Annotated in this window: 18 protein-coding genes and 1 pseudogene; 3 read left to right on the forward strand and 16 right to left on the reverse strand. The window is 66.1% G+C overall.

Annotation, left to right across the window (positions count from 1 at the left end):
• Nucleotides 1-88 precede the first annotated feature (88 nt).
• A pseudogene (locus ACFWXO_RS39080) lies at nucleotides 89-328 on the forward strand (IS4 family transposase); the annotation flags it as partial.
• A 56-nt stretch (nucleotides 329-384) separates the two neighbouring features.
• Here ACFWXO_RS39080 and ACFWXO_RS39085 read toward each other — a convergent pair.
• Entirely contained in the window at nucleotides 385-1017 is a 633-nt protein-coding gene (locus tag ACFWXO_RS39085; protein WP_380530382.1) for a hypothetical protein, read from the reverse strand.
• Nucleotides 1018-1214: 197 nt separating this feature from the next.
• Here ACFWXO_RS39085 and ACFWXO_RS39090 point away from each other — a divergent pair, with 197 nt between their 5' ends.
• Entirely contained in the window at nucleotides 1215-1640 is a 426-nt protein-coding gene (locus ACFWXO_RS39090; RefSeq protein ID WP_380530385.1) for a hypothetical protein, read from the forward strand.
• A 178-nt stretch (nucleotides 1641-1818) separates the two neighbouring features.
• A complete protein-coding gene (locus ACFWXO_RS39095; RefSeq protein WP_380530388.1) occupies nucleotides 1819-2532 on the forward strand; it encodes a GntR family transcriptional regulator in 714 nt (237 codons plus the stop codon).
• A 348-nt stretch (nucleotides 2533-2880) separates the two neighbouring features.
• Here ACFWXO_RS39095 and aspS read toward each other — a convergent pair whose 3' ends face one another.
• The 15 genes from aspS to ACFWXO_RS39170 all read right to left on the reverse strand — a co-directional run bounded on the left by aspS (nucleotide 2881) and on the right by ACFWXO_RS39170 (nucleotide 21187).
• Nucleotides 2881-4161, reverse strand: a complete 1281-nt coding sequence (gene aspS / locus ACFWXO_RS39100) for an aspartate--tRNA(Asn) ligase (protein WP_380530390.1) — start codon at nucleotides 4159-4161, stop codon at nucleotides 2881-2883.
• 323 nt (nucleotides 4162-4484) lie between these two features.
• A complete protein-coding gene (locus ACFWXO_RS39105; protein WP_380530393.1) occupies nucleotides 4485-7094 on the reverse strand; it encodes a glutaminyl-peptide cyclotransferase in 2610 nt (869 codons plus the stop codon).
• 23 nt (nucleotides 7095-7117) lie between these two features.
• Entirely contained in the window at nucleotides 7118-7741 is a 624-nt protein-coding gene (pcp, locus tag ACFWXO_RS39110) for a pyroglutamyl-peptidase I (RefSeq protein ID WP_380530396.1), read from the reverse strand.
• Between the two features lie 32 nt (nucleotides 7742-7773).
• Nucleotides 7774-8742, reverse strand: coding sequence for a DUF979 domain-containing protein (locus ACFWXO_RS39115; protein WP_380530398.1), 969 nt, complete (start codon nucleotides 8740-8742; stop codon nucleotides 7774-7776).
• A complete protein-coding gene (locus ACFWXO_RS39120) occupies nucleotides 8739-9482 on the reverse strand; it encodes a 5-oxoproline transporter, DUF969 family subunit (RefSeq protein ID WP_380530401.1) in 744 nt (247 codons plus the stop codon). The genes ACFWXO_RS39115 and ACFWXO_RS39120 overlap by 4 nt, the downstream gene beginning before the upstream one ends.
• An 11-nt stretch (nucleotides 9483-9493) precedes the next feature.
• Nucleotides 9494-10702: an acyl-CoA dehydrogenase family protein gene (locus ACFWXO_RS39125; RefSeq protein WP_380530404.1), complete on the reverse strand. Its 1209-nt coding sequence runs from the start codon at nucleotides 10700-10702 to the stop codon at nucleotides 9494-9496.
• A gap of 25 nt (nucleotides 10703-10727) precedes the next feature.
• Nucleotides 10728-11786 carry a Gfo/Idh/MocA family protein gene (locus ACFWXO_RS39130; RefSeq protein WP_380530406.1) on the reverse strand — a complete coding sequence of 353 codons (1059 nt, stop codon included), beginning with the start codon at nucleotides 11784-11786 and terminating at the stop codon, nucleotides 10728-10730.
• Complete coding sequence (locus ACFWXO_RS39135; protein ID WP_380530409.1) at nucleotides 11779-13722, reverse strand: amino acid--tRNA ligase-related protein; 1944 nt, start codon at nucleotides 13720-13722, stop codon at nucleotides 11779-11781. Before ACFWXO_RS39135 ends, ACFWXO_RS39130 begins: the two co-directional genes overlap by 8 nt.
• A complete protein-coding gene (locus tag ACFWXO_RS39140; RefSeq protein WP_380530412.1) occupies nucleotides 13682-15139 on the reverse strand; it encodes an alpha/beta hydrolase family protein in 1458 nt (485 codons plus the stop codon). Before ACFWXO_RS39140 ends, ACFWXO_RS39135 begins: the two co-directional genes overlap by 41 nt.
• A gap of 349 nt (nucleotides 15140-15488) precedes the next feature.
• Nucleotides 15489-16760, reverse strand: a complete 1272-nt coding sequence (locus tag ACFWXO_RS39145; protein WP_380530415.1) for a diaminopimelate decarboxylase family protein — start codon at nucleotides 16758-16760, stop codon at nucleotides 15489-15491.
• Between the two features lie 13 nt (nucleotides 16761-16773).
• Nucleotides 16774-17415, reverse strand: a complete 642-nt coding sequence (locus tag ACFWXO_RS39150) for a GNAT family N-acetyltransferase (RefSeq protein WP_380530418.1) — start codon at nucleotides 17413-17415, stop codon at nucleotides 16774-16776.
• Entirely contained in the window at nucleotides 17412-17699 is a 288-nt protein-coding gene (locus ACFWXO_RS39155) for a hypothetical protein (RefSeq protein WP_380530421.1), read from the reverse strand. Before ACFWXO_RS39155 ends, ACFWXO_RS39150 begins: the two co-directional genes overlap by 4 nt.
• Before the next feature lie 624 nt (nucleotides 17700-18323).
• Nucleotides 18324-19712, reverse strand: a complete 1389-nt coding sequence (locus ACFWXO_RS39160; RefSeq protein ID WP_380530424.1) for a B12-binding domain-containing radical SAM protein — start codon at nucleotides 19710-19712, stop codon at nucleotides 18324-18326.
• Entirely contained in the window at nucleotides 19713-20873 is a 1161-nt protein-coding gene (locus ACFWXO_RS39165) for a radical SAM protein (RefSeq protein WP_380530427.1), read from the reverse strand. It abuts the gene before it with no gap.
• Nucleotides 20874-20884: 11 nt separating this feature from the next.
• A complete protein-coding gene (locus ACFWXO_RS39170) occupies nucleotides 20885-21187 on the reverse strand; it encodes a PqqD family protein (RefSeq protein WP_380530430.1) in 303 nt (100 codons plus the stop codon).
• Nucleotides 21188-21732: the final 545 nt, after the last annotated feature.

The following is a 21732-nucleotide window of genomic DNA, read 5'->3' on the forward strand; positions in this document are numbered from 1 at the left end:
GCGGGGGCCGGGGGGGGCCCCCCCCGCGCGGGGGGGGGGGCGGGGGGCGGCGGGGGGGGGGGGGGGGGGCCCCCCCCCCCCCGCGCTCGGCCGGGCCCGCCGGCGGCTGGGCCCCGAACCGCTGAAGGCACTGTTCGCCCGGGCGTGCCGTCCGCTGGCCGTGCCCGGGGCCGCCGGCGCCTGGTACCGGGACTGGCGGGTGGCGGCGGTGGACGGGACCACGCTGGACCTTGCGGACACCGAGGCCAACGACGCGTTCTTCGGTCGTCCGGGCACAGGCCGTGGGACGGGCGCGTTCCCGCAGGCCAGGGTGGTCGGCCAGGCCGATCCCGCGCTGGGTCACAGCTTCGGACAGGCGGCGTGAGCCGGCCGGTACTTCTCGTGTCACGCCTTCGTGTCCGCCTGAGGATCGGCCGTCTCCGAACCGCCAGGGTGAGTGTCCTCGGACAGATCTCCGTCGGGGTCCGGTTGAAGGAGGTCGAGGAGGTCCTGTGCCGCCCAGTCCGGAAAGGTGACCGCCGCGGGAATCGGCAGCAGGGCATCACGCAGAAGGGACTCCTCCTCGAAGATGGCGTTGGTAAGCCAGGCGAACATGCCTTCGTCGAGCAGATCCGGGTGGCAAGCGGCTGCGTCCGGAACTTGCGCGGCATCGAGGGCAGCGGCCGGGAGGCCGCCGTTGGTCGCGGCTCGAGCGACGGCGCGGCGCGCCGTGGTCTCGTGCCAGCCGGATCCCCACCATTCACCGACGGACTCGGTGCGGGAGCCGTGCACGGTGGGCAGCCGCAGGACGGTCTCCGGTCCGAGGGTTTCGTCAGCCTGCTGCCAGAGGTCGATCTGGCGGTGGATGGAGGCGAGGATCGGTGCCCAGCCTTCTTCTAAGATGTCGCCGAGCGCGTGGCCGTCTGCGAGTCGGCGGGCGGGTGTGGTGAGGGCGAGGCGTACGGCCGGCCAGTCGACGCCTTCGGGGTGGACGTGGGGCAGGACGGCGCGGGTCGCGGCGATGTTCGCGCGGGCCATCGCGACATCGCCGATCTTGAAGTGCCATTCCTCGACGTCGCTCTCGCGGCGCCAGCACCATTCGGCATACCTCTGGCGGCTGCCGAGGGCACAGGGTCCGGGACAATCAGCGGGTAGGCCCGCAGTCCGGCGCCAGCCCTCCAGGAGAATTCCTCCCCGAGTGGCTTGATGGCCTCGGGGAGGAATTCTCCGTCCCCGTGGCGGCTGATCGCGTCGTGGATGTGGTCGGCCCACAGCAGCATGACCAGGTCGTGACGCAGTGGCATGGCGGTTTCGGGCAGGTGGATGCGGGTGGCATCGAGAAGTCCCGCTTTGGCGAAGGCCCGGCGTGCTGCTTCGGACTTGACGGCCTGGGTCGGATGTCCGCTGAGGTCGATGACGAGGTCGTCGTCGAGCGGGAACAGGGATGGCAGGCTCTCATCGCCGCCCCAGCCCCAGCCGTCGGTCGGGTCGTCCACGATGAGCCGGGCGGCTGCGGGATCCCAGTGGACGCTGATGTGGAAGTTCGAGCGGGACAGCTTCACCGTGGCCGACAGTTGCAACTCCCCTTCTTCTTGCCGGGCATCTGGGCGCAGTTCTCGGTGTCGTGCGCTTCCTTGCCCTCAGGGGAGAGATTGTCGTAGCTGCTCCCGTCGTGCCGCCCAGGGGAATCGTCGTCCGGGCCCTCCGTCCCCGTGTGCGTGCCGGCCGGCCGACGATGGGGGACTCACTTCATTCCGACGTTGAGCGGTTCTCTGATCTGTCCGTGGGATAGTTGGACAGGTCGCTGGACGCGAACGGTCGTGCGGGCGAGGAGGGCCGATGGGCGCAGGAATTCACGAGGCGAAGATTAGCGAGTTAGAGCGAGACGGGCGGTTGCTCGCCCGCAGCAGCACCACCGAGCAAGTGGCGCTCATCCTGCGCGAACGGATCACAGATGGGCTCTTCCCTCCCGGCACACGACTCTCCGAGGAGTCCATCGGGGCAGCCCTCAGGGTCTCCCGCAACACGCTCCGCGAGGCGTTCCGGCTGCTGGCCCACGAGCGGCTGGTGGAGCACCGGCTGAATCGAGGCGTCTTCGTCCGCCAGCTCAGCCCCGAGGATGTGGTGGCCCTCTTCCGGATGCGGCGGATCGTCGAGTGCGCGGCCTTGCGAGAACTAGCGGCGGCGCCGGAGAAAGCCATACACGCTGTCCGCAAGGCCGTCGAGAACGCCGAGGCGGCGGCGGAAGCCGGTCGCTGGAACGAGGTGGGCACCGCGAGCATGCAGTTCCATGAGGCAATCGTCGGCCTCGCCGGCAGCCCGCATCTGAAGGAGTTCATGCACCATGTGCTGGCTGAACTCCGCCTCGCCGTCGGTGTCGCCTCGTATCAGCGCCGTCTTCACGAGCCTCAACTCGCGCGCAAGCGCGTGCTGCTAGATCTCATCGAGGCCAGGGATGCGCAGACGGCCGAGCAGACAATGGCGGAATACCTCTCCGACGCCCGGGAGGAGCTGCTGCGGGTATGTACGGAGGCGGCCGAGGCCGTCGACTAACGATCAGGTCAAACAACTCTCGTTCAGCGACTACTCAGCCTACTTCTCCTTCAGCTGCCCAATCCAGGTCCCAGCAGCGCGGCCGACCACACGTCGCGTCTGCCTCGGCCGTGCGAGAAGACCGACTCGAGCGACCGATCGTCGGCATCCCGAAAACGGCTCCCACGTAACGGACGCGGTAGTTCGGCAAGGACAACCCGCAGTCCGAGGGCGGGGACAGGCAATCCAACACCCGAAGGTGTACTGCGTCCTGTCCCCGGCCCAACTCCTCAATGGGGGTGGCCACCCTTCCCGGGGGGTACCCGGACTTGTGCGGGTAGCGCGCCTGGCCGGGGGTCGACCCGCGGATCAGGGGGTCAGACGGTGCAGATCCCGCGGGAACAACGTGGCCCGGCGCACGTTGTCGGCGCCGGTCAGCCGGGTGGTCCAGCGCTCGAGCCCGAGCGCGAACCCGCCGTGCGGAGGCATTCCATGGGCGAACGCAGACAGGTAGCTCTGGTAAGGCTCCAGGGGTTCGCCGCGCTGCTCGAGTGCGGCGGTGTAGTCCTCGTACCGGTGCAGCCGCTGCCCGCCGGTGACCAGTTCCAGCCCGCGGAAGAGCAGGTCGAAGCTGTTCGAGTACTCGGGGCGGTCAGGTTGCGGATGCGTATAGAAAGGGCGCTTAACCATGGGGTAGCCGGTGACGAAGAGGAACTCGCTGCCGTACTCGCGCAGTGCCCACTCGCTCAGCCACCGCTCATGGGCTGGGGACAGGTCGGGTTCGTCGGCACCCAGCATCCGCATGGCTTCGGCGAAGTGCACCTCGGGAATCTCGTCCGGAACCTCAGGAAACTTCACCTCGAGCAGCTCTGCGGCTTCCCCGGCTCCGTTGGCCGCTGCAGCGGCCATGCCTGCAACCACCTCGCGTACCACCGCCATGACGTCTCGGTGGTCGGTGATGAAGCCCAACTCGGCGTCGAGGCTGGTGTACTGAGCGAGGTGGCGAGCAGTGTCGTGCGGTTCGGCGCGGAAGACTGGGCCAGTTTCGAAGACGCGCTCGAACACGCCGACCATGGCCTGCTTGAAGAATTGCGGCGACTGCGCGAGGTACGCCTCGCGGCCGAACCAGTCGATGGCGAAGACGTTAGCTCCCGACTCGGTCGCCGAGGAGACCACCTTTGGAGTGTGGATCTCGGTGAAGCCCAGTCGGCTGAGCGTCTCGCGGAAGCCGGCCACCGATGCTGCCGACAGCCTGTGCGGGGCGTTCAGCAGGGGATGGCGCAGCGTGACGTCGGCGTTGTCCAGGATCGTCGGTAGTCCGGCCTGGACAGTGGGGCGGTAGAGGTCGAAGGGCGGTGGGGCCACCGGTGCGGACAGTACCCGAATCTCGGGCGACGTGATCTCGACGCCGCCGGGGGCGTGGGTGTTGGCCGTTGCGGTACCCCTCACAGTCACCACGGACTCCTCCGTGTAGCGCTCGCTGCCCGTAGGTGAGGTGACCACCTGGGCCAGTCCGGCGCGGTCCCGGAGGATTAGGAAGGTGACGTTCTTCAGGTCGCGACGTCGATGCAGCCAGCCGGAGACCTCTACGGTCTGTCCGACGTGGTTCCGAAGCTCGGCAGTAAGCACACGGTTCGTAGATCGGATCAAGGGGTCCTCCTGAGAGGTCGACTGATCCCTTGGGAGTGCGGGCGAGAAGGGTGACTCGCGGTGCCACCGCACTTTCGCCGCCTCTTCGGCGGCATCTCCATGGCCTGTGACGGGGCCGACCGGCGGGGCATTTCCTCCCCGCACTCAGGAGTGTCTTCCCCCAGAGGCACGAGTCCGTCTTCGCAGCTAGTGACGGCTCTCTGAGCTCGTGCGCCCTCTGAGGTACTCGTCTCCCTCAACGCGTTGTTCATAGCATAGGGTCCAGATCGGAGCCGGAGCAACGTTTGTCCGAGGAGGCCACCCAGGTGGCCTATCTCTGTCGTCTAACTTGCCGCGGAAGTGGATTGATGCAGTGCAACTTCGTAGACGCGGTCCCAGCGCTTCCCCGTCACTAGAAGTCGGCCCGTGCTCGGATCGTGCGCAATGCCGTTCAGAACGGAGCCCTCGTCGCGTGCCGAGGCGGGGCGAAGAGCGCCCAGGTCAACGGAGGAGACGACGGTGCCAGTGCGCCCGTCGATGATGACGATCTGATCAGTTGGGTACACATTGGCGTAGATAAGTCCGCCCGCCGCGTCGAGGTCGTTCAGCCCGCTCAGCGGCCGTCCGCCGTCCGTCACTTCGAAGAGCACTTCCCTCTGCCCGGTCTCGGGGGAGAGCGTGTAGAGCTTGGACGATCCGTCGCTCATGATCAGCCCACCGTCGTGTGCGGCCAGGCCCCATCCCTCTGACTCGTAGGACACCGCACCCAGCGGCGTGAGGCTCTCGCTGTCATAGATGAAGAGCGTTCCCTCTTGGTAGGTCAACTGGTAGAGCATGCCTCCGAGTTCGGCCACTCCTTCGCCGAAGTACCGGTCCTCAAGGCGGTGTCGCCTCAGGATGCGTCCGCTGGCCAGGTCCACCGCTCGGACCTCGGACTGCCCCCGGCCCCCGGTGCTCTCGTAGAGCACCTGTCCCCGAGCAACGAGGCCTTGGGTGAAAGCACCAGGGTCGTGGGGGAATTGTCTCTCCACGCGGTAGGCACGGCGAAGCACCCGTTCTCCGGAACCCAAGGAAGTTGGAGCCGAGCGGCCCCCGGCACCGGTTGCCGCATCGCAGTCTGCGGCAATGGCTCTGATGGTTCGCAGCTTGAAGAGCTGCCGGAGGGTAACGGGGACTCCGCGGCAGGCAGCCTGGGTGATAAATGTTGCTCCCGCTGCGGAATTGCCGCCGGCCGAGAAGAAGTCTTGCTCCATATCGACCGCGCGCACACCAAGGGCCCGATGCCAGGCATCGCCGAGCAGCTGTTCTGTATGCGTCAGCGGCCCTTCCGTGCGCGCGGCTTTTGCACCTGGCGGCTCCTGCGCCGTCAGAGGCACTGGAACGTACGCCAGCTGCTTCTTGTCGACCTTGCCATGCGCAGTGCGGGGCAGGCTACCCAGCAGCCGGAACCGGCTTGGCAGCATGTACTCCGGCAACCGGTCGGCCAGCCACTTCTGCAAGTCGGGGATGGTCATCTGCCCGTCTCCGGTCTCGATGTGCGCGGCCAAATGCTCGCTGGCCGCGCCATCTGAGTCTTGCAGTACAACCGCCGCCTGCCGTACCCCGGGGAACTCCCGGAGGCAGGCCTCGACCTCCCCGACCTCCACCCGATGCCCGCGGAGCTTGATCTGTTCGTCAGCGCGTCCAACGAACTCGAAGACGCCGTCCCAGTGTCTGCGGACGATGTCGCGGGTTCGGTAGAGCCTGATGGGCTTCCCGCAGGCATCGGTCCTGGTGACGAAAGACGCGTCGGTGAGCTTTCGGTCACCCAGGTACCCCCTGGCGAGTGCCACCCCGCCCAGGTATAGCTCCCCGGCCGCTCCGTCCTCCACCGGACAGCCGGAGCCATCGAGGACGTACACGCCAACGTTGTCGATCGGGCGGCCGATGGGCACGTGGTCGCGCGATGTATCAGGCTGGCAGGCCCACGTCATGACCTGGATGGAGGCCTCGGTCGGACCGTACAGGTTGTACAGCGGCACGGGCAGGGTGCGCAGGAACGCGTCTTGAAGCTGATGGGAGAGGCTCTCTCCGCCGCAAAAGAGGTGGCGCAACGAGCGGCACCGTTCCAGGCCCCCTTGCTCGATCAGCAGTTGGAGCATCGATGGCACTACCTGGAGGGTCGTGATGCCCATGGTGGCGACGGTCTCGACCAGATAAGCGGGATCCCGGTGCATCTCCGGCTCCACCAGGACGAGGGTGCCACCGCTGATCAGTGGCACGAAGAACTCCCACACGGAGGCGTCGAAGGTGAACGGTGTCTTTTGGAGAACTCTGTCTCGTTCGGAGAAACCGTACTCGCGCACCATCCAGGTCAGGATGTTGACGATCCCTCCGTGTTCCAGAACGACGCCTTTGGGCTGTCCAGTTGACCCTGAGGTGTAGAGCACGTACATGGTGCCGTCGGCTCGATGTCGCACGAGCGGTGGGGGGACAGCGGGGCCAGCCTGGAGGCTCTCGCGGTCTACGTGGAGGGTGACGGAATGCTGCGGCACTGCGTCGGACCAGGCGGCATTGGCGTGGTCGATGACAAGGGCTGCAGGCCTTGCGTCGCGGATTATGGCTGCGCGACGGAGCGCGGGGGTGGTCGGGTCGATCGGTAGATATCCTGCGCCGGCCTTGAGAATCCCGATCAGGGCCACCACCAGCTCGGTGCTTCTGGGGAGCATGAGGCCGACCAGGTCTCCGGGTGCTACTCCGTTGGCGACCAGCTGGTGGGCGAAGCGGTTGGCCTCGGCTTCGAGCTGCGCATACGTGAGGCGTTCGCGCTGATAGTGCACGGCGATTACGTCCGGAGTCCGCTCCGCTTGTCGGGCGAACAGCTCGTGCACGGTAGCAGTGCGTTTGAGCGTCTCTCCGTTGGGAAGCGCCTCGGAGAAGTGGCCAGCTTCGGACAGGCAGGGCAGTAACGCCACGGCTCCGTCTCTGCTTGGCCGGGTCACAGCACCGCAGCCGACAGGATCGCGGCGAATCCAGTGGCCATGTCCGTAATGGACATGGAGGGCAGTGACTGCTGCGTGACCTGGTTGGGGGCGTAGGGGACGTGCACGCATCCTCCACGCATGTGAGGGCGCTCGGTGGCGATGAGGTGTGTGAGTCCGTAGAAGAGGTGGTTGCAGATGAAGGTGTTGATGTTCCGGGAGAGCGAGGCTGGCACCCCTGCATCTCGAGCGGCCTGCACGCACGCTTTGACCGGCACCGAGGCAAAGTACGCGGCCGGTGCTCCAGGAATGACCGGTTCCTCCATCGGCTCGTTCCCCTCGCTGTCGGGGATGTCGATGGCGTCGTTCAGGTTGATGGCGATCCGCTCTACGGATAGGTCTGGTCGTCCTCCTGCCTGCCCCGTACAGAGGACGAGGAAGGGATCCACCTCAGCTACGGCCTTTCGGAGCTCTTCGATGGCAGTACCGAAGACGCAGCTGATCTCTACCGCCGTTACATCCAGTCCGGGAGGAGGGGCGGCTTCTACCATCTTGGCAGCCTGCCAGGAGGGGTTGACGGGCGCGGCGACGAACGGCGCGAACCCTGTGATCAGAACTTTGGTCGGGCCTTCGGTTGGCATGGCAGGAAAGGTTCCTCTCTGTAATGAGGATGTCAGAAGGCGAAGAAGTAGAGGATGAGAATGTCGCAGGCGAGCATGGCGACTGCTGTGGGTGCCTGCGCCTTGATCGGTCCGTACCGGTCGCGAATTTCGAGCAGCGAGGCCGGCACAAGGTTGAAATTTGCAGCCATCGGGGTGCAGAGCGTGCCGCAGTAGCCGGCGAGCATACCCAGCATCAGAACCGCGGCCGGGTTGCCGTGCATGTGCAGGACGAGGACGGGCCAGCCGATGGCCGTCGTCAGTATAGGGAGGACTGCAAAGGCGTTCCCCATGAGGGCTGTTAGCACGGCCATGCCTACACAGTAGAGCGCAACCGCGGCCAGGGGCTGGCCTTTGGGGATGATGCCCTCGACGATGGCACCCATCTGCCGTCCCACGCCCGCCTTTTCGAATATGGAGCCGAGTACGGCCAGCAGTTGCGGAAGGAGAAGCGTCCAACCCAGTGCCTGCAGCAGCCCTGCGCCGGCCTCGAGCGGCACTCGGACTCGACGCTCCCGCAGCACCCGCATACCGACTCCAACGGCCAGCAGTCCGCCAATCCCCACCCCTAACAGCGTCGCGCTGCCCGGTTCCAAGAGCGGACTCCCCGCGACGGTCCAGTGCGCGAGCACGAAGGTGCACAGGAACGTAGTCGCAGGGGTGACCAGCATGGGCAGGAACAGTCTGTTCCCCCAGCGGGCGGCGCGCGCCTCCTGCTCGTCATCAGCTGGGGCTCGCCGGGCGCCTCGTCCAGTGAGCCCGAATCCGCCCAGGATCACCAGGACGAGGACGGCGATTCCGAGGGGTTCGGACGGAGCCGATTTCGACGCGACCCATGTCCCGTACAGGTAGCAGGCACCCAACAGACCCCAGAAGGCCACTGTGGCTCGGCGCCGAGGATTGGTCCGATCGCGGAACATGCATCCCGCCATAAGAAGGTACGTGATGCCGACCAGCCAATAAAACCACTCGCCGCTGATCATTGTCCTGCTCCCCTGCTCGAGGTCTCCCCGCCGGGCCGTGGGCCTCCGGGGGCGTATCCGGCTTGGGGGGAGAGCTCGGCTGCCATTCCGCGCTCCAGGTACAGCAGGCGCGCCCCGTGGATGATGAGTGCGCACACGGTGAGCGGTACTGACCACAGGGCCACTTGTACTGGGCTTATGTGGACTGCATAGGCGCCAGCGACAGTTCCGGTGATGATCAGTACCCCGGCCGAGGCAGGGAAGCAGTCCCCGCCGAAGAAGAGGCCGATGGTGTCGGCTCCGGAGCCGTGGGAGCGGATCTTCTCCTGAATCCGGAGTGGCAGGGTCCTCACTCCTCCCGAGCGCGCAGCCGCGTTCTCCGCCATTGGGGAGATCAGCGGTCGGATGGTTTGCGCTGGCCCGCCGAAGTACTGGAGGCCGGCTGCCGCGGTGACCTGGCGCAACAGCAGATAGAGGACGAGGATCCGGCCTGCGGTGAGATGGCGCATCCGGTCGATGAGTCTGGCGGCACGGCGTTGGAGGCCATTGTGCTCCAGGAGTCCTATGACGGGCAACGTGACGACGATGACGGACACAGAGCGGCTGGAAGCAAAGCTGTCGCCGATGGTCCGGAGAATGCCTGCGGGCGAGAGCCCACCGAGGAGTCCGGTGACGATCCCGGCCGTTGCCACGACGAGAAGGGGGTTACGGCGGGTAGCGAAGCCCCCGATCACTACCAGGATGCCGAGCAGGACTTCCATGTGGCGACCTCTCAGTCCTTATCTGTGCCCAGGAAGAGCTCCGCGATGGTCAGGACCGCCTCCGGAGTGGTTGGCGGGTGCATGGCCCCGGCCAGGGAGTCCCGCACCATGCGTTCGAGCGGCAGCCTCTGGGACAGCATTCGCGCCCCGCACAGTTGGAGGCACTCTGTGGTGACCTGGACGGCGGTCTCGGCGGCCTTCACCTTGATCGCTTCGTTGAGGATGCGTACCTCGGGGGTGGGGCGCAGCAATGCGCGCTCAGCGGCAGAGTGCAGCAGTGCCCTGGCCGACTCGTACTCCACGAGAAGGTGGCCCAGTCGCTGCCTGGTCGTGGGAAACGCGGAGATGGGGCGGTCCATGCCCTGAATCGTCCGGGTGGACAGGTGTCGCCGGGCCTCGTCAAGTGCGGCACGTGCGATGCCGACGTACGGTGCGGCCAGTAGCACCGTCGCATACGGCGCATAGTCATTGGCCTGTTGGAAGGCTCCCACCGGGCCGAATACAAAGCGCTCCGGGACCATGCAGGCCTCAAAGGATACCCGGGCTGGCGCCGCGGCGCGCACGCCGGCGATGGATCCTCCCGGCTCCACGACGATGCCGGGAAGGTCGCGCGGGACGACGAACTGGACGATCTTCCCTGCGTCTTCGCCCTCGGCAACCACAGCGTGAAACTGCAGGTGCCCGGCGGCCTGAGCGAGCGTTCCCAGCTTGCAGCCGTCCACCACCCACGTGCCGCCTTGCTGGACGGCCCTGGTGAAGGGGGTAAAAATGCTTGCTCCCGAGCCCGGCTCCCCGTAGCAACTGGCCACGAGAGTGCCGTCGTCAACGACGGATCGGAAGACCTTGCGACGCAGCTCGTCGAGCCGCTCCCGTTCCGCTCTGGCATCCGGCTCCTGGCACCAACTCCCCATGTAGAGCAGGGAGGTCCAGTGCATAACAAGAATGAGCGCCGTGGACGCGCACCCCGCTGCCAGTTCCTCAATTACCTGACATACCGTCAGGAGATCGGCGCTGGCGCCGCCGTCCTCCTCTGGCACGGTCAGCGCCAGCAGGCCGGCCTCTCGCACGGCCTGCACTGAACTCTGCGGGAACTCCCCACACCTGTCCCACTGGGCAGCCAGCTCCCGCAGCGTCCCGCTGCCCAACTCTTCCGCTGCCTGTACCAGCGCCTTCCGCTTCCTCTCCGCCGCAGACAGGGTTTCCGTCTCAAGTATTGTCATCAGCACACGCCTCCATCGCCCGGCCTCAGCACGAACCGTTGAGCCGTCCCAGGGCCTTGGCCCTGGGCCTGGACCACCGTCCCGAGCTGACCCCAGCCACCTGACGCGCCTCGTCCAGGATGCCGAGCACCTCAGCTGCCTCGGAAAGCGAAGCGCCCCGCGGCGGCGTCCCCTGATACATACGCGTCAGGTCGTCCACCGGGCGCGCGGCCACGGTGTCCCCAAGACCTCCGCTGACTTGGCCCTCGGTCGTGTCGGCGATGAGTCGGTCCCCGCTCATGTGCAGCTCTCCTCTGTCCCCTTGGATGGTGATGTGCCACCCGTCATTGGTCTGAGCGTCATCGGTGATGAGGACGTGGATGCGCGAGCTCCCTGCACAGAGTTCCAATGTTGCGGAGACATCCATATCCAGGCCACGGCAGTTCAATTCGGCTCTGGTCACGCTGTCCGCCTCGATGCCGAGGTACAGCAGGGTGTCCACGATGTGGCTTGCTGTGTCGAGCAGTACCCCGTATCCCCGGCGCGTCCGGTACCGATGAGTGTCCCGGCTGCGGTACCGGGCGGCGAAGGGTGACTTCCACTCGCAGCGGACCCCTGTCACCACGCCCAGTGCGCCACTGCGGACCATGCTGCGGGCCGTCCGTACATGAGGGAGGTAGCGTCTGTTGTAGGCGACGCTGACCCGGTCCGGACCAGACTGCAACAGGCGGCGAATCTCGCTGAGTGTGCGCCGCTCCTCCGCGCCGGGCTTCTCCGCAAGCACCAGCAGGCCGCGCGGGATTGCCTCGGCAAGGACCGCACCCGCCACCTGCGGCGGTGCGGCGATGACGAGGCCGTCCAATGCTTCGACGTCCAGCAGCTTGCGGTAGTCGTCGTAGCACCGGGGTACGGCGAACAGGGTGGCAGCCCGCTCAGCGTGCGCCATCCGCGCGGAACAGACCGCGGCGATCTCGAACGTGTCTGAGCTACTCAGGTCGAAGAGGTGCGAAGTGCCGGCGAGTCCGGTCCCGACGACTGCGACTCGCAGCGGCCCGGGCCGATGCCCGCTACCGCCGTTGTCGGCCTCCACCGTGGCATCAGTCATGTTCTGCTCCGTCTGGCCAGTAAATCCCGGGAAAATCGGTGAGGTTGAGGCAGACGGTGCTCGCTGGCACGACACCGCATGTGGTGAACTCTCGAAAGGCCGGCATCGTATGGTGCTCAGCACCGACCACTTGGCGTAGCTCCGCTTCGGATAAGGGGAGTTGCCGCATGCGCACCAGCCAACTGCCGCCGTAACGCCACTCGGAGCTCGCCGTACGGTATCCAGTGCCTGGCTCTGAAGCGCCTTCTAGCGTGCGCCTGTCCAGCGCGGCCACGGCCCGGGTGAACTGGGAGTCGCTGACGTCCTCGGCGAGGATGCGAATCAAGCCCAGCGCGATGTCCGACGGCTCCCGCGTTCCCACAGGCACAGTGACGTCCAGTGTCCACGTCAGCGCCAACCTGTGCGCGTCAGGAGAAGCCAGCGGACCGATCTCGTAGAGCATGCAAGGAAGGTCGGCGAGGAGCGTATGGTGCAGTGGACCGCGGTCCTGGACCAGCTGAACCCGCTTCCCGAAGTAGGAGACGTACGGGGCGTCGTTAGCCGCCGGATGCCAGGGGTCGGCGAGGACACTGGTGACGCACGGCAGCGCGCCGAGGCCCTCCAGCCACTCCGCGGCCCGGGCCACCCGTCGGCCCGCTCCCCGTCGAGACCATTCCGGTCGGCTCCTCGGCCGCTCCGGTTCCTCAGGAATGTGCGGCCCGGTCGGGCTCGGCGGCGCGGAGGAAAAGGTTCGGGCACGCCGTGGCCTCGGCACCAGCGTATCGATCGCGGGAGCATGGAGCAGATGCATCAGCAGGCGGTCGAAGCCGAGGCTCATACCGCCAGGGCGCGGGTGGCCGGCGCGAACCACGTCGAGGTAGCGCTCGGCGGCACCGGTCCCCTTCCAACGCGCGATGGCCTTCTCGGCCGCCGCCGGGTCGGTTGTCAGCTCGCTACCCGACGCTACGTCCCCAGAGCCAGGTAGCCGCAGCTCCACCGACCTGGCGGTGTCACCGTCACGGCGCACGTAGAAGGGCACGTGTGTACCGGGTGCCTGGGTCATCCAGTAGCCCGCGGTGCCCAATGCCCGGACGACCGCATGGTCGACGCGTTCGGGGAGTACGTGGCCTGAACCCGGGTCGATCCCGGCCCGCCGTGCAATCTGTTCCACCTCTGGGGCGGTAAGTACCGGAAGCCCGGTTAGCGGCCCGCACTCTGTGGCCCGGGGGTCGATGGCAGCGACGGCAAGTCGGATGTCCTCGACCACACGCTCTGTCAGCCCGATGATCTCCTCCTGGGCCACCTGCGCGGCGGCGAACTCGATCAGGGTGATCTCGTTGAGTGATGACCTTCCTGACATCTTGTGCGCCCATAGCAGCCGCGAGACCTCGTAGACCTGGTCGGTCTCGTTGTCCATGGCGGCGTGTTGGGCCAGTACGTTATTGACGGTCAGGTACGCCTGTCGGCCGCGGTGTGCAACAGCGAAGGGCTGGGTGGCGCCGACGGTCGCTTCCTGCCCAACGACAACGGGCGTGTCGATGCGCACGAATCCGGACCGCTTCAGCTGTCGCTCCGCAGCGCTCTGACCGAGGGCGCGTGCTGCCAGCGCCTGACCGCGCTCAATCGCCCGCTGGTGCTGCATGCCGCCCGGGGCGCACACAAGTACGTCACACTGGTCTGCCATCAACTCGCGTTCGGCGAAGCCGCTGCGGCGCCCTTGGTACGGCTGCCACCTGCCTTGTAGGCGCACCAGGCTGCCTGCGGCCGGCACCGGCCCGCCGTCTGTCCGAAAGAGACACTGCACCAGCGCGGGCGGGCTCCATACCCAGGCGAACACAACCGTCTTGTGACGCAGGAGTCGCATGACTCTGCCGAGTAGCGGTGAATCTGTCGCAGTGGCTGTGCTATGCCTCAGGTCAGACGCAAACGCCATCGCTGCTCCTTCCCCGCTGCCCATGCACGGCCGGTGGGACTCCGAGGTGTCGGCGTGCGAAGGCCAATGCCATCTCGGTCTGGCGCAGTTGCTCGGCGGCTGCCAGGACGGTATGGCCCCCGCTGTACCTGTACGCCTCGTGGACGACGCCCAGCTCCCTCAGCCGTGTCAGGTAGTTCTCGACTTGCCGGGGCGGGCAGTTGTCGTCGTCGCTGCCGTAAATGACGAGCAGCGGTACCTCGATCCGGTCGGCGTACGTCAGCGGCGAGCGCTCGGTGTAGTAGTCGCTGCGTTCCTCGAAAGAGCCGTCGAACAGGGCGCGATCGTGCGCGCGCAACGCCTCGGACTCGTCCTCGTAGGCGGCCCGCCAATCGGCGATGGGGACCACGGCGATCCCCAAAGACCACAGCTCCGGCTGAAGGGCCAGTCCGAGCAGCGTCAGGTACCCGCCCCAGGAGCCGCCGCTCAGCACCAGTCGCCCGGGATCGGCGATGCCGGTCGACACCAGGTGCCGCCGCACAGCGGCTAGGTCCTCCAACTCGGTGAGGCCGGGGCCCGGGGGGTGCTGGTTGGCGCTGCGCCAGCGCTTGCCACGTCCTGTGCTTCCCCGATAGTTGAGCAGGACGACGGCGTAGCCGTGGTCGACCCACGCCTGCACCCGAGGGCTGAAGGAGTCGTTGTCGTGCGTGGCAGGGCCGCCGTGGAGCGAGAAGAAGACCGGGTGCGGGCCGGGTCCCTCGGGCCGCACGAGGAAGCCGTCGATGCCACTACAGCTCAGATACTGATACGGTCGGCCGGCGGTGAGCTCTGTCTCCCGGGCGTCCGGTTGGCCCGGCCGGGCCTTACGTAGCCGTGAAGGCTGTGCGCCGCTTGAGTGCACGTACCACACCTCCCCATCCGGACGTGCCCTGGCCTCGGTGATATGTCCGGCCAGGGTGGGCAGCCGATGTCTCCGTCCCGTCGCCAGGTCAAACGAGCTCAGCCGGGTGCGGCCCCGCAGCTGATGGCTCAGGAGGAGCCCTGCGGCGTCAGGCAGCCACTCGGCCCGCACCTCGCCTTCGGACTCGTCTGCCGCCGGTCGCACGCGGCCCTCCAGTGGATCCCACACGTAGGGGCGGACCCCGTACTCGCCCTCCTGGTGGAGGAGGAGCCGCGGATCCCCCTTGACCGGGCTCCAGCTGCCGACCGCGTAGCGGAAACCGAATCGATGGCCGCCGATCTCACCGAGGGCGGCAATCTGCTGGCCTCGGCGGTCGAAGACAAGCGCGGTGACACCGTCCGGCTCCCACCGCTCAACAGAGAACAGCTCGTCGTCTGCGGAGACTCCCACCACCCGCAGATACTCGCGGTGCTGGTACAAGGTGTCGGTGTCCCCGCCCGGGTTGACGCGGACAACAGTGGAACCCTCCGGCGTCGCTCTGACCGCCAGCGCGCAGTCCACCGCTAAGGCTATTCCGGCGCGGCAGTCCAGGTAACCGCTGCCAACGGGTTGCGCAGCGTCCGATCCGTCGAACCTGCGGCGCGTCCAGCCGCCGGCCCCGTGCCCCTGCGGATCACCGGGGTACCAGACGTACGTCCCGGAGGGGTCCAGCAGGCCGCCAGATGCTCCTTCTTCGCCGTGGGTCAGTTGCTGGCGCTCCCCAGTCACCAGGTCGACGGCGAAGAGCTGGCTGACTCCACCGCATGCCGCCTCCTCTAACAGCCGGGATGGCCTATCGCGCGCCCACCGCGGAACGGTCGGGAAGCGATGGGCGAACCGCAGTCGCCAGGCGGGTCCGCCGGTGGGACGTTCACTTGGGCCAGTCACTGAAGTCCCCTGCGGCAAGCACCTGTCGGACCCAGTCTTCGGGCCGCTCCGGACGCCACTGCACCTGCGTCCGGGCGCCGTCGACCAGCACGATCTCCGGCATCCCGTACATGAAGCGCTGAACCGTGGACGCGGTATACGCGCCCACATCCCGCACTGTCAGCAGGTCGCCTGGGGGCGCCTCGGGGAGCTGCGCTTCGCGCTTGATCACACCCGAGTACGAGGAGAGCCGGTCCCCGATGCTGACGGTGCGGCGCGGGGAGTCGGTCGGCCAGGCCGCCTCGACTTCGAACTCTCGGCCCTCGAACGGCACCAGGAATTGCGTTCCGAGGTCCACAATCCACCACTCGCTTCCAGCTGCGGCCGTTCGGGAGAGGACCCGGGTGATGCCGATCGCCGCGTCATCGACGAGGAAGCGGCCTGGCTCTAGGGCTAGCTGGACAGGGAACGCCTCCTCCTCCAGCACCTGTTGGAAGGCAACGGCGAAGTCCTTCACCCGCGCGCCGGCCTGCTCCAGCGCCCGGTGCCCGGCGAGTCCGCCGCCTATGCCGACAAACCCAGCGGTGTACCCGGTGGCGCGCTGGACCTCAGCGCAAAAGAGCACCGAGGAGCGCAGGGAGTCGACCAGGCGCTCTGGCGTCGCCTGACGCACCTGGGTATGGGAGTGGAATCCGGCCAGACGCAGGCGGGAGGAGTCCAGTACCTGGCGCACCGCTTGGAGGGCCGACCCATCAGTGACGTCGAAACCCAGCCGCTGGCCGCGCTTGAGGTAGTTGGAGGATATCTTCGCGGGGTGGATCCGCAGCGCCACGTCAAGCGAGCGTCCCGCCCCCCTTGCAGCGTGACCGACCTTGGCAATGTCCTGGAGCGTGTTGAGGCCGAGGCATCCGGGAGGGTTGCGCAGTGCCAGTGCGACTTCACTATCGTCCAGCGCGACCGCGTTCCAAGTGATGCGCTCCGGGGGCAGCCCCAGTGCCAGTGCCAGGGAGTACTCGTTCCCGGAGCAGACCTCCGCGTCGATACCCGCCCCGTGCAGAACGCTCAGCACGCCGGGCAAATAGCAAGCCTTGTAGGAGAACATGATCCGTGTACGGGGGCCGAAGGCCGAGCGCAGTTCGTCGACGCGTTCGCGTAGTCGCCGAGCGGAGTAGGCGACCAGCGGAGTCGGGTGCTCGTCCAGCAGGTCGCTGAGATGGACGTCTTCGACGTTCGGGCCGTCTCCGCGATGGCCAGGGGACCGGGTGGGGTGTGTCATGCCCTGCCTCTGTCTATGGATGTGTCTCGCCGAGGTGCTCACCGGTTGTAGCCGGGTCTACGGATGTGCGCAGGGTGAAGCGGAGGATGCCATCCGTGCGATCGATCAGCTCACCCCCGCAAGCGAAGATCACGCGTTGCGAGGCCAGGTTGTCCACGTCACAGGTCAGAAGGGCGTGCTCCAAGCCCAACCGGGCAGCATGCGGAAGGGCCGCCATCAGCATCCGCTTAGCGCACCCCTGATTGCGGGCGGAAGGGCGGACATCAAACCCGATGTGCCCGCCTCGCCGCTGGAGGGCGGGGGTCAGTCGGTGGCGGATCGCCAGCCGGCCAAGGTAGCGATCCTGCGCGATCCACCAGAAGGTGCTCTCCGGCACCCAGCCCGGTGGTAACTGAACGCTGGAGTCCGCGGCCTGCCGAATCCGATGGACGTAGGCTCGGAACGCCGCCGGATCACTCAGCGCAACCGGGTTCAGATCCGGGTAGAGTCCTTCGGCCTGGTATTCGCGCAGTGCGGCAACGTAGGACAGTCGCACCTGCTCGGTCGCCGGCCGCAGCTGCCCCGCCGGGCCGTTTCCGATGCCTGGCGGAAGCCGGACCGCAGAAATCCCGCGCACTCCCGGCGCCGAGCTCCTGCGGCCCTGCTTGGGTGTCACTGCCCTGCCTCCTGCCAAGCGGTGCCGTAGATGGTCGTCACCGAGTAGCGCGGCTCCTCGCCCAGCACGGGGTTGACGGAGTGCGCGAACTGCGTTCCCAAGCGCAGCACCAGGATGGAGTTGTACTGCGGCGGGAGTATGGCGGCGCCGTCGTGGAGATGCCACTGGTAGAGGTCGATCGGTGAGTCGGCGGGGGTCTCGACCGGTTCCTTGCCCGCGACCAAGCCCACCGTGGTCTCTCCGCCCTGCCCGGGCTGCCAACCGACCGTCAGGTTGTATGCCACGGAGACGGCATGGTCCGGATCTGACATGTCATCATGCAGGCATATGCGGTCGCCTTGTGTGAGCCGGTAGGGTGTGGGGGGCCGAAGGAAGGCAACCTGCGTGCCGGTGACGCGGCCCAGCCAATGTACGAACCACTCGCTCTTGAAGACCTCGAGGGCCTGCAGGGCGAGCTTCCGCGGCTCCCAGCCTGGCCTACACACATAGTCGCCGAAGTACGCGTCTCCGACTGGGCGCCGAGCTCGACCCAGGCGGGTCATGCCGGCGTAGTCAACGTGCTCGTACTCCAGCCCGTCCCGGAGCTCCGTCAGCAAGTCGTCGGCCACGTCCAGGCGAAAGAAATCTGGTACCCGCAGGCAGGGAAGGCCCGGGAACGCGTCGTCGGGAATCTGGTCGGGACCGCTCCCCACAAGCGCAGGCTTGCGGGGAGCGGCACCTTCTGTGCTCAGTGCCATGAAATCAGCAGTGCGTCCGGACGTTACGGGCACGCCACTGAGGAGCGCGCCACTCCTTCTTGGTCTCCTGGGTCTGGACCTCCGGTTGCGTCTGCATTCCTGTCCCTTCCTTTCCATGTGGAAGAGTCGCCGGCATGTCCGGCGACCGTCTGTGGGGGTCTGCCAGGATGCTCAGGGGCTGACCAACGGCAGGTGCTTTTGCACCCGGCTGGCTGCCTCCTCCCACTCCTTGCCGATGTCGGAGATCCGCTCCATCTCCTCGGGCGAGCGGAAGTCCGGCGAGCAAAAGGTGTCATAGCACCGGTTGACCCAGTCTCTGATCTCCTCGACCGTCATGTCCTCGTTGCAGCAAACTGGCTGGTCGAGCCAGGTGGTCTTCTCGTACCAGTAGCGGTCCGGAATGACGATCCCGTAGCGCTGCGGGTTGGTGAAGACATCGGTGCCTGGCCGGGGCTCCATGACGTTGAAGGTGGCGACTGTCGGGTTGACCAGTCGGATGTAGTCCATGGTCGCGGCGAGTGTGTCCGGGGTGTCCCCGGGGGCTCCGACGATGAACGAGGCGTGGAGTTCCAGCCCGCTCGCCATGATGCGTTTGGCGGTCTTGTAGAGGCGCTCGGGAGACGTGCCCTTCTTGACCATGCGCAGGGTCTTGTTCTGCACCGACTCGAAACCCACGAAGACCCGATAGGCCCCGGCTTCGAGCATCGCTTCCATGACCTTGGGCCTCGCGTCCTGCGCCCGCATGTTGCTAGTCCAGGGGATCTCCAGCCCCCGGCGCTTGATCTCCTCACAGATCGCAACTGCCCGCTGTGGATCGCCAGAGAAGGTGTCGTCGCCGAAGAATATCGATGTGAAGCCCATGTCCATGACGGCTTCAATCTCGTCCACAACGTGCCCGGCCCCATTCCAGCGGGCCGTGCGTCCGGCAATGGTCGTTGAGCAGAAGGTACATCTGCTGGGGCAGCCACGCGCCGTCATGACCACAGTCTCGTAGTCGTACGCGAGATAGTTGGCCATGTTGAAGATGGAGCGGTCGGGCATGCCGTAGCGGTCGAGGTTCATCTCCGGCGGCGCCGGCGCGGTGGTGGCTGCCCCGCCGCCCTCGCGACGGACCAGCCCGGAGACCTTCTTCAGTGCAGTTACGCCTGCCCCGGATTCCAGGGCCTGTGCCAGCTCAACGATGCTGTCCTCGGCATCGAAGAGTAGGACGTAGTCGACGCTGGGATGCCGGGTCAGGCACTCCGAGGCTATGAAGGAAACGTGAGGACCGCCGAAGACCACAGGACAGTTCGAGCGCCACTTCTTTACCGCCCGCGAGATTTCCAGCGCGTGGTAATAGCTCTGCGCAACCGAGGTCACCCCCACGAGGTCCGGCCTGATGTCGTCCAGGCGGCTGCTGAGGGTTTCGACAGAGTTTCCCTCGAAGGGAAGGTCCAGATGGACGACGTCGTGTCCGGCCCTCTTCAGAGTCGCGGACATGTACCCGTACGCCAACGGCGGGTGGAGGAGAAGAGTACCCGGGTCATGGGTGTAGTGCGGGTTGACGAAGAGAACCCTCATTCAACTCCCCCCGTTTGCCACTCGCCGCTGCGGCATGCCGACGAAGACTCCAGGGGCACGGTCCGGGCGCTCACCAGGGATGAGCGCGCTAGCCGTTCCCAGGCCATGGTCGGAATCATCGAGAAAGCGTCGAGCCCCGCACCGCTCATCGTACTTTCCATTGTAATGGAAAGCCTTGCACCCGCCCATGCAGGAGGGCTTGGCCGAACACGATCCGCAAGGCCCGGAAGGCGGCTCAGCAGTATCGGAGTATCGCGCGACCAGCCGTTCCCATATCTGCTGAAACGGCTCTTCGCGAACGTTTCCGATGGATTCCTCGATGAAGTTGCAGCCGGAGACATTTCCGACCGGGTCGATGGACACCATACTCGTCCCGACATTGCACAGGTTCGCACCTATGAAGGCGGCGCGCTCCTCATTGTCATCGAGCCGGCTATCGAGGATCGTCAGCATGAACGGATCATGCGTATAAATGTCCAGCGTTCCACGATTCTCCAGCATGAGATCGTAGATTCGCCGGGAGACGTCCACATAACCAGGCCAGACTTCGCGATCGAAGATGCCCTTGATGTTGTATCGATTTTGCATGAAGCTCAATGCATCGACACCGAGTTCGTGGGCGAATTCTGCAATACGCTCCACCATGCCATAGTTGTGCGTATCTATGGTGGTCGAGAAGCCGACGGTCGGAACGCCAGCCTCTTTCAGAAGACGCAGTGCCCGTACCGCGACATCGAAGGCGCCGTCCTTGCCACGCACTTTGTCGTGCGCGCTCGGATCGATGCTGTCGATAGAGACCATAGTCCTGCTGATGCCGCATGCCTTAAGCCTCTGCGCATCCTCGACAGAGCGGACGTAGTATCCGTTGAGCATGAGCGTCTGATAGAAATCCAGATCGCGGAAGATGCTCGCAGCCTCATGGAAATCTCGACGGATCATGTTCTCGCCATGCGAGTACACGAGGCTGCTGCTTCCCGCCCCGTAAAGCTGATTCGCAAGGGACTGGATCTCTGCGAGCGTCATCTCGTTGCGATCTCTGCGGTACAGCGCATAACAGTGATCACACTTGAGGTTGCAGCGATAGGTGAGGCCCAACTGTACGAGCAGAGGAAGCGGGTGCTCGGGGAGCTGAAAGTCTTCGGGCTGGATGAGTGACGACACAGCCTCCATCCTCAGCCCTCGCTCACGGACGCATCGCGCAGGAGGCCCGCCTCGACAAAGTCGCTGACCAGAGAGCTGAGCCCCTCCCGGATCGCCTCCCGATCCCCCTCGAACGTTTCCGCCAGTTCGACGACCATATCCTCGACCACTCGCGGCGCGGCCGCGAACATGCGCACTATGGCGGCGGCGCTCTCATTCAGCTCGTACATCACCCCCTTTTTTCGGTCAAACAGCATAACGAGACCGTTGGTGGTTTCACGACACACTGCATGCGGGGCGAGCTCTAAGCGATCTGTTGCTACGTCGGCTGCCATTCACGGGCCCTTTCGTAGACCGTCAATGCAACACCGTGCCGGGATCACTCTGCAGGGGGAACCAGCTTCTTACACGGCTTACTATCCCCGGGGCAAGCAATTTCATCCCGACGGTGCTATGCGTGCATGATCTCGAAGTCTAGGCATGTGTCTTGAGCGTGTCAAGAGATTGCCATGGGACAAATGTGGCTGCCTAGAAGGCATGGACTAAATTGGTCGCAATCGACGGCATTTCTGCTGGTCAGACATAGTTCGCGGTCACGCGGCAGAGCTGGTCCATCAGATTGCCGCGCCGGCGGGGACCCTGAGGCGGCGTCAGCTTCGGGGCGGCGTCAGCCACAGGAGGCCGGGAGGGGCCTCACGGGCATGCCCCCTGACCGCGCTCCAGTCACTGCCGAGACCACACAGCCTGACCGGCCGCTGGCTCTCGACCGTCGACGACCCGTTCTTTGGGCTTGATTCGCTTTGACGGACACCCCTGATCAGGGGCTTCGGCCCCGGTAAGGATGATGTCCATCATGGAGAGCATGGGGAAGAAGAAGCCA

This window comes from Kitasatospora sp. NPDC059088 (assembly GCF_042738155.1).
Lineage (GTDB): Bacteria > Actinomycetota > Actinomycetes > Streptomycetales > Streptomycetaceae > Kitasatospora.

Coding starts and splice junctions, on each gene's coding strand:
- pcp (WP_380530396.1), bottom strand. CDS start 7,741: ATGCCAACCGAAGGCCCGACCAAAGTTCTGATCACAGGGTTCGCGCCG.
- ACFWXO_RS39125 (WP_380530404.1), bottom strand. CDS start 10,702: ATGACAATACTTGAGACGGAAACCCTGTCTGCGGCGGAGAGGAAGCGG.
- ACFWXO_RS39135 (WP_380530409.1), bottom strand. CDS start 13,722: ATGGGCAGCGGGGAAGGAGCAGCGATGGCGTTTGCGTCTGACCTGAGG.
- ACFWXO_RS39160 (WP_380530424.1), bottom strand. CDS start 19,712: ATGAGGGTTCTCTTCGTCAACCCGCACTACACCCATGACCCGGGTACT.
- ACFWXO_RS39085 (WP_380530382.1), bottom strand. CDS start 1,017: ATGGCCCGCGCGAACATCGCCGCGACCCGCGCCGTCCTGCCCCACGTC.
- ACFWXO_RS39145 (WP_380530415.1), bottom strand. CDS start 16,760: ATGACACACCCCACCCGGTCCCCTGGCCATCGCGGAGACGGCCCGAAC.
- ACFWXO_RS39120 (WP_380530401.1), bottom strand. CDS start 9,482: ATGGAAGTCCTGCTCGGCATCCTGGTAGTGATCGGGGGCTTCGCTACC.
- ACFWXO_RS39170 (WP_380530430.1), bottom strand. CDS start 21,187: ATGGCAGCCGACGTAGCAACAGATCGCTTAGAGCTCGCCCCGCATGCA.
- ACFWXO_RS39130 (WP_380530406.1), bottom strand. CDS start 11,786: ATGACTGATGCCACGGTGGAGGCCGACAACGGCGGTAGCGGGCATCGG.
- ACFWXO_RS39095 (WP_380530388.1), top strand. CDS start 1,819: ATGGGCGCAGGAATTCACGAGGCGAAGATTAGCGAGTTAGAGCGAGAC.
- ACFWXO_RS39115 (WP_380530398.1), bottom strand. CDS start 8,742: ATGATCAGCGGCGAGTGGTTTTATTGGCTGGTCGGCATCACGTACCTT.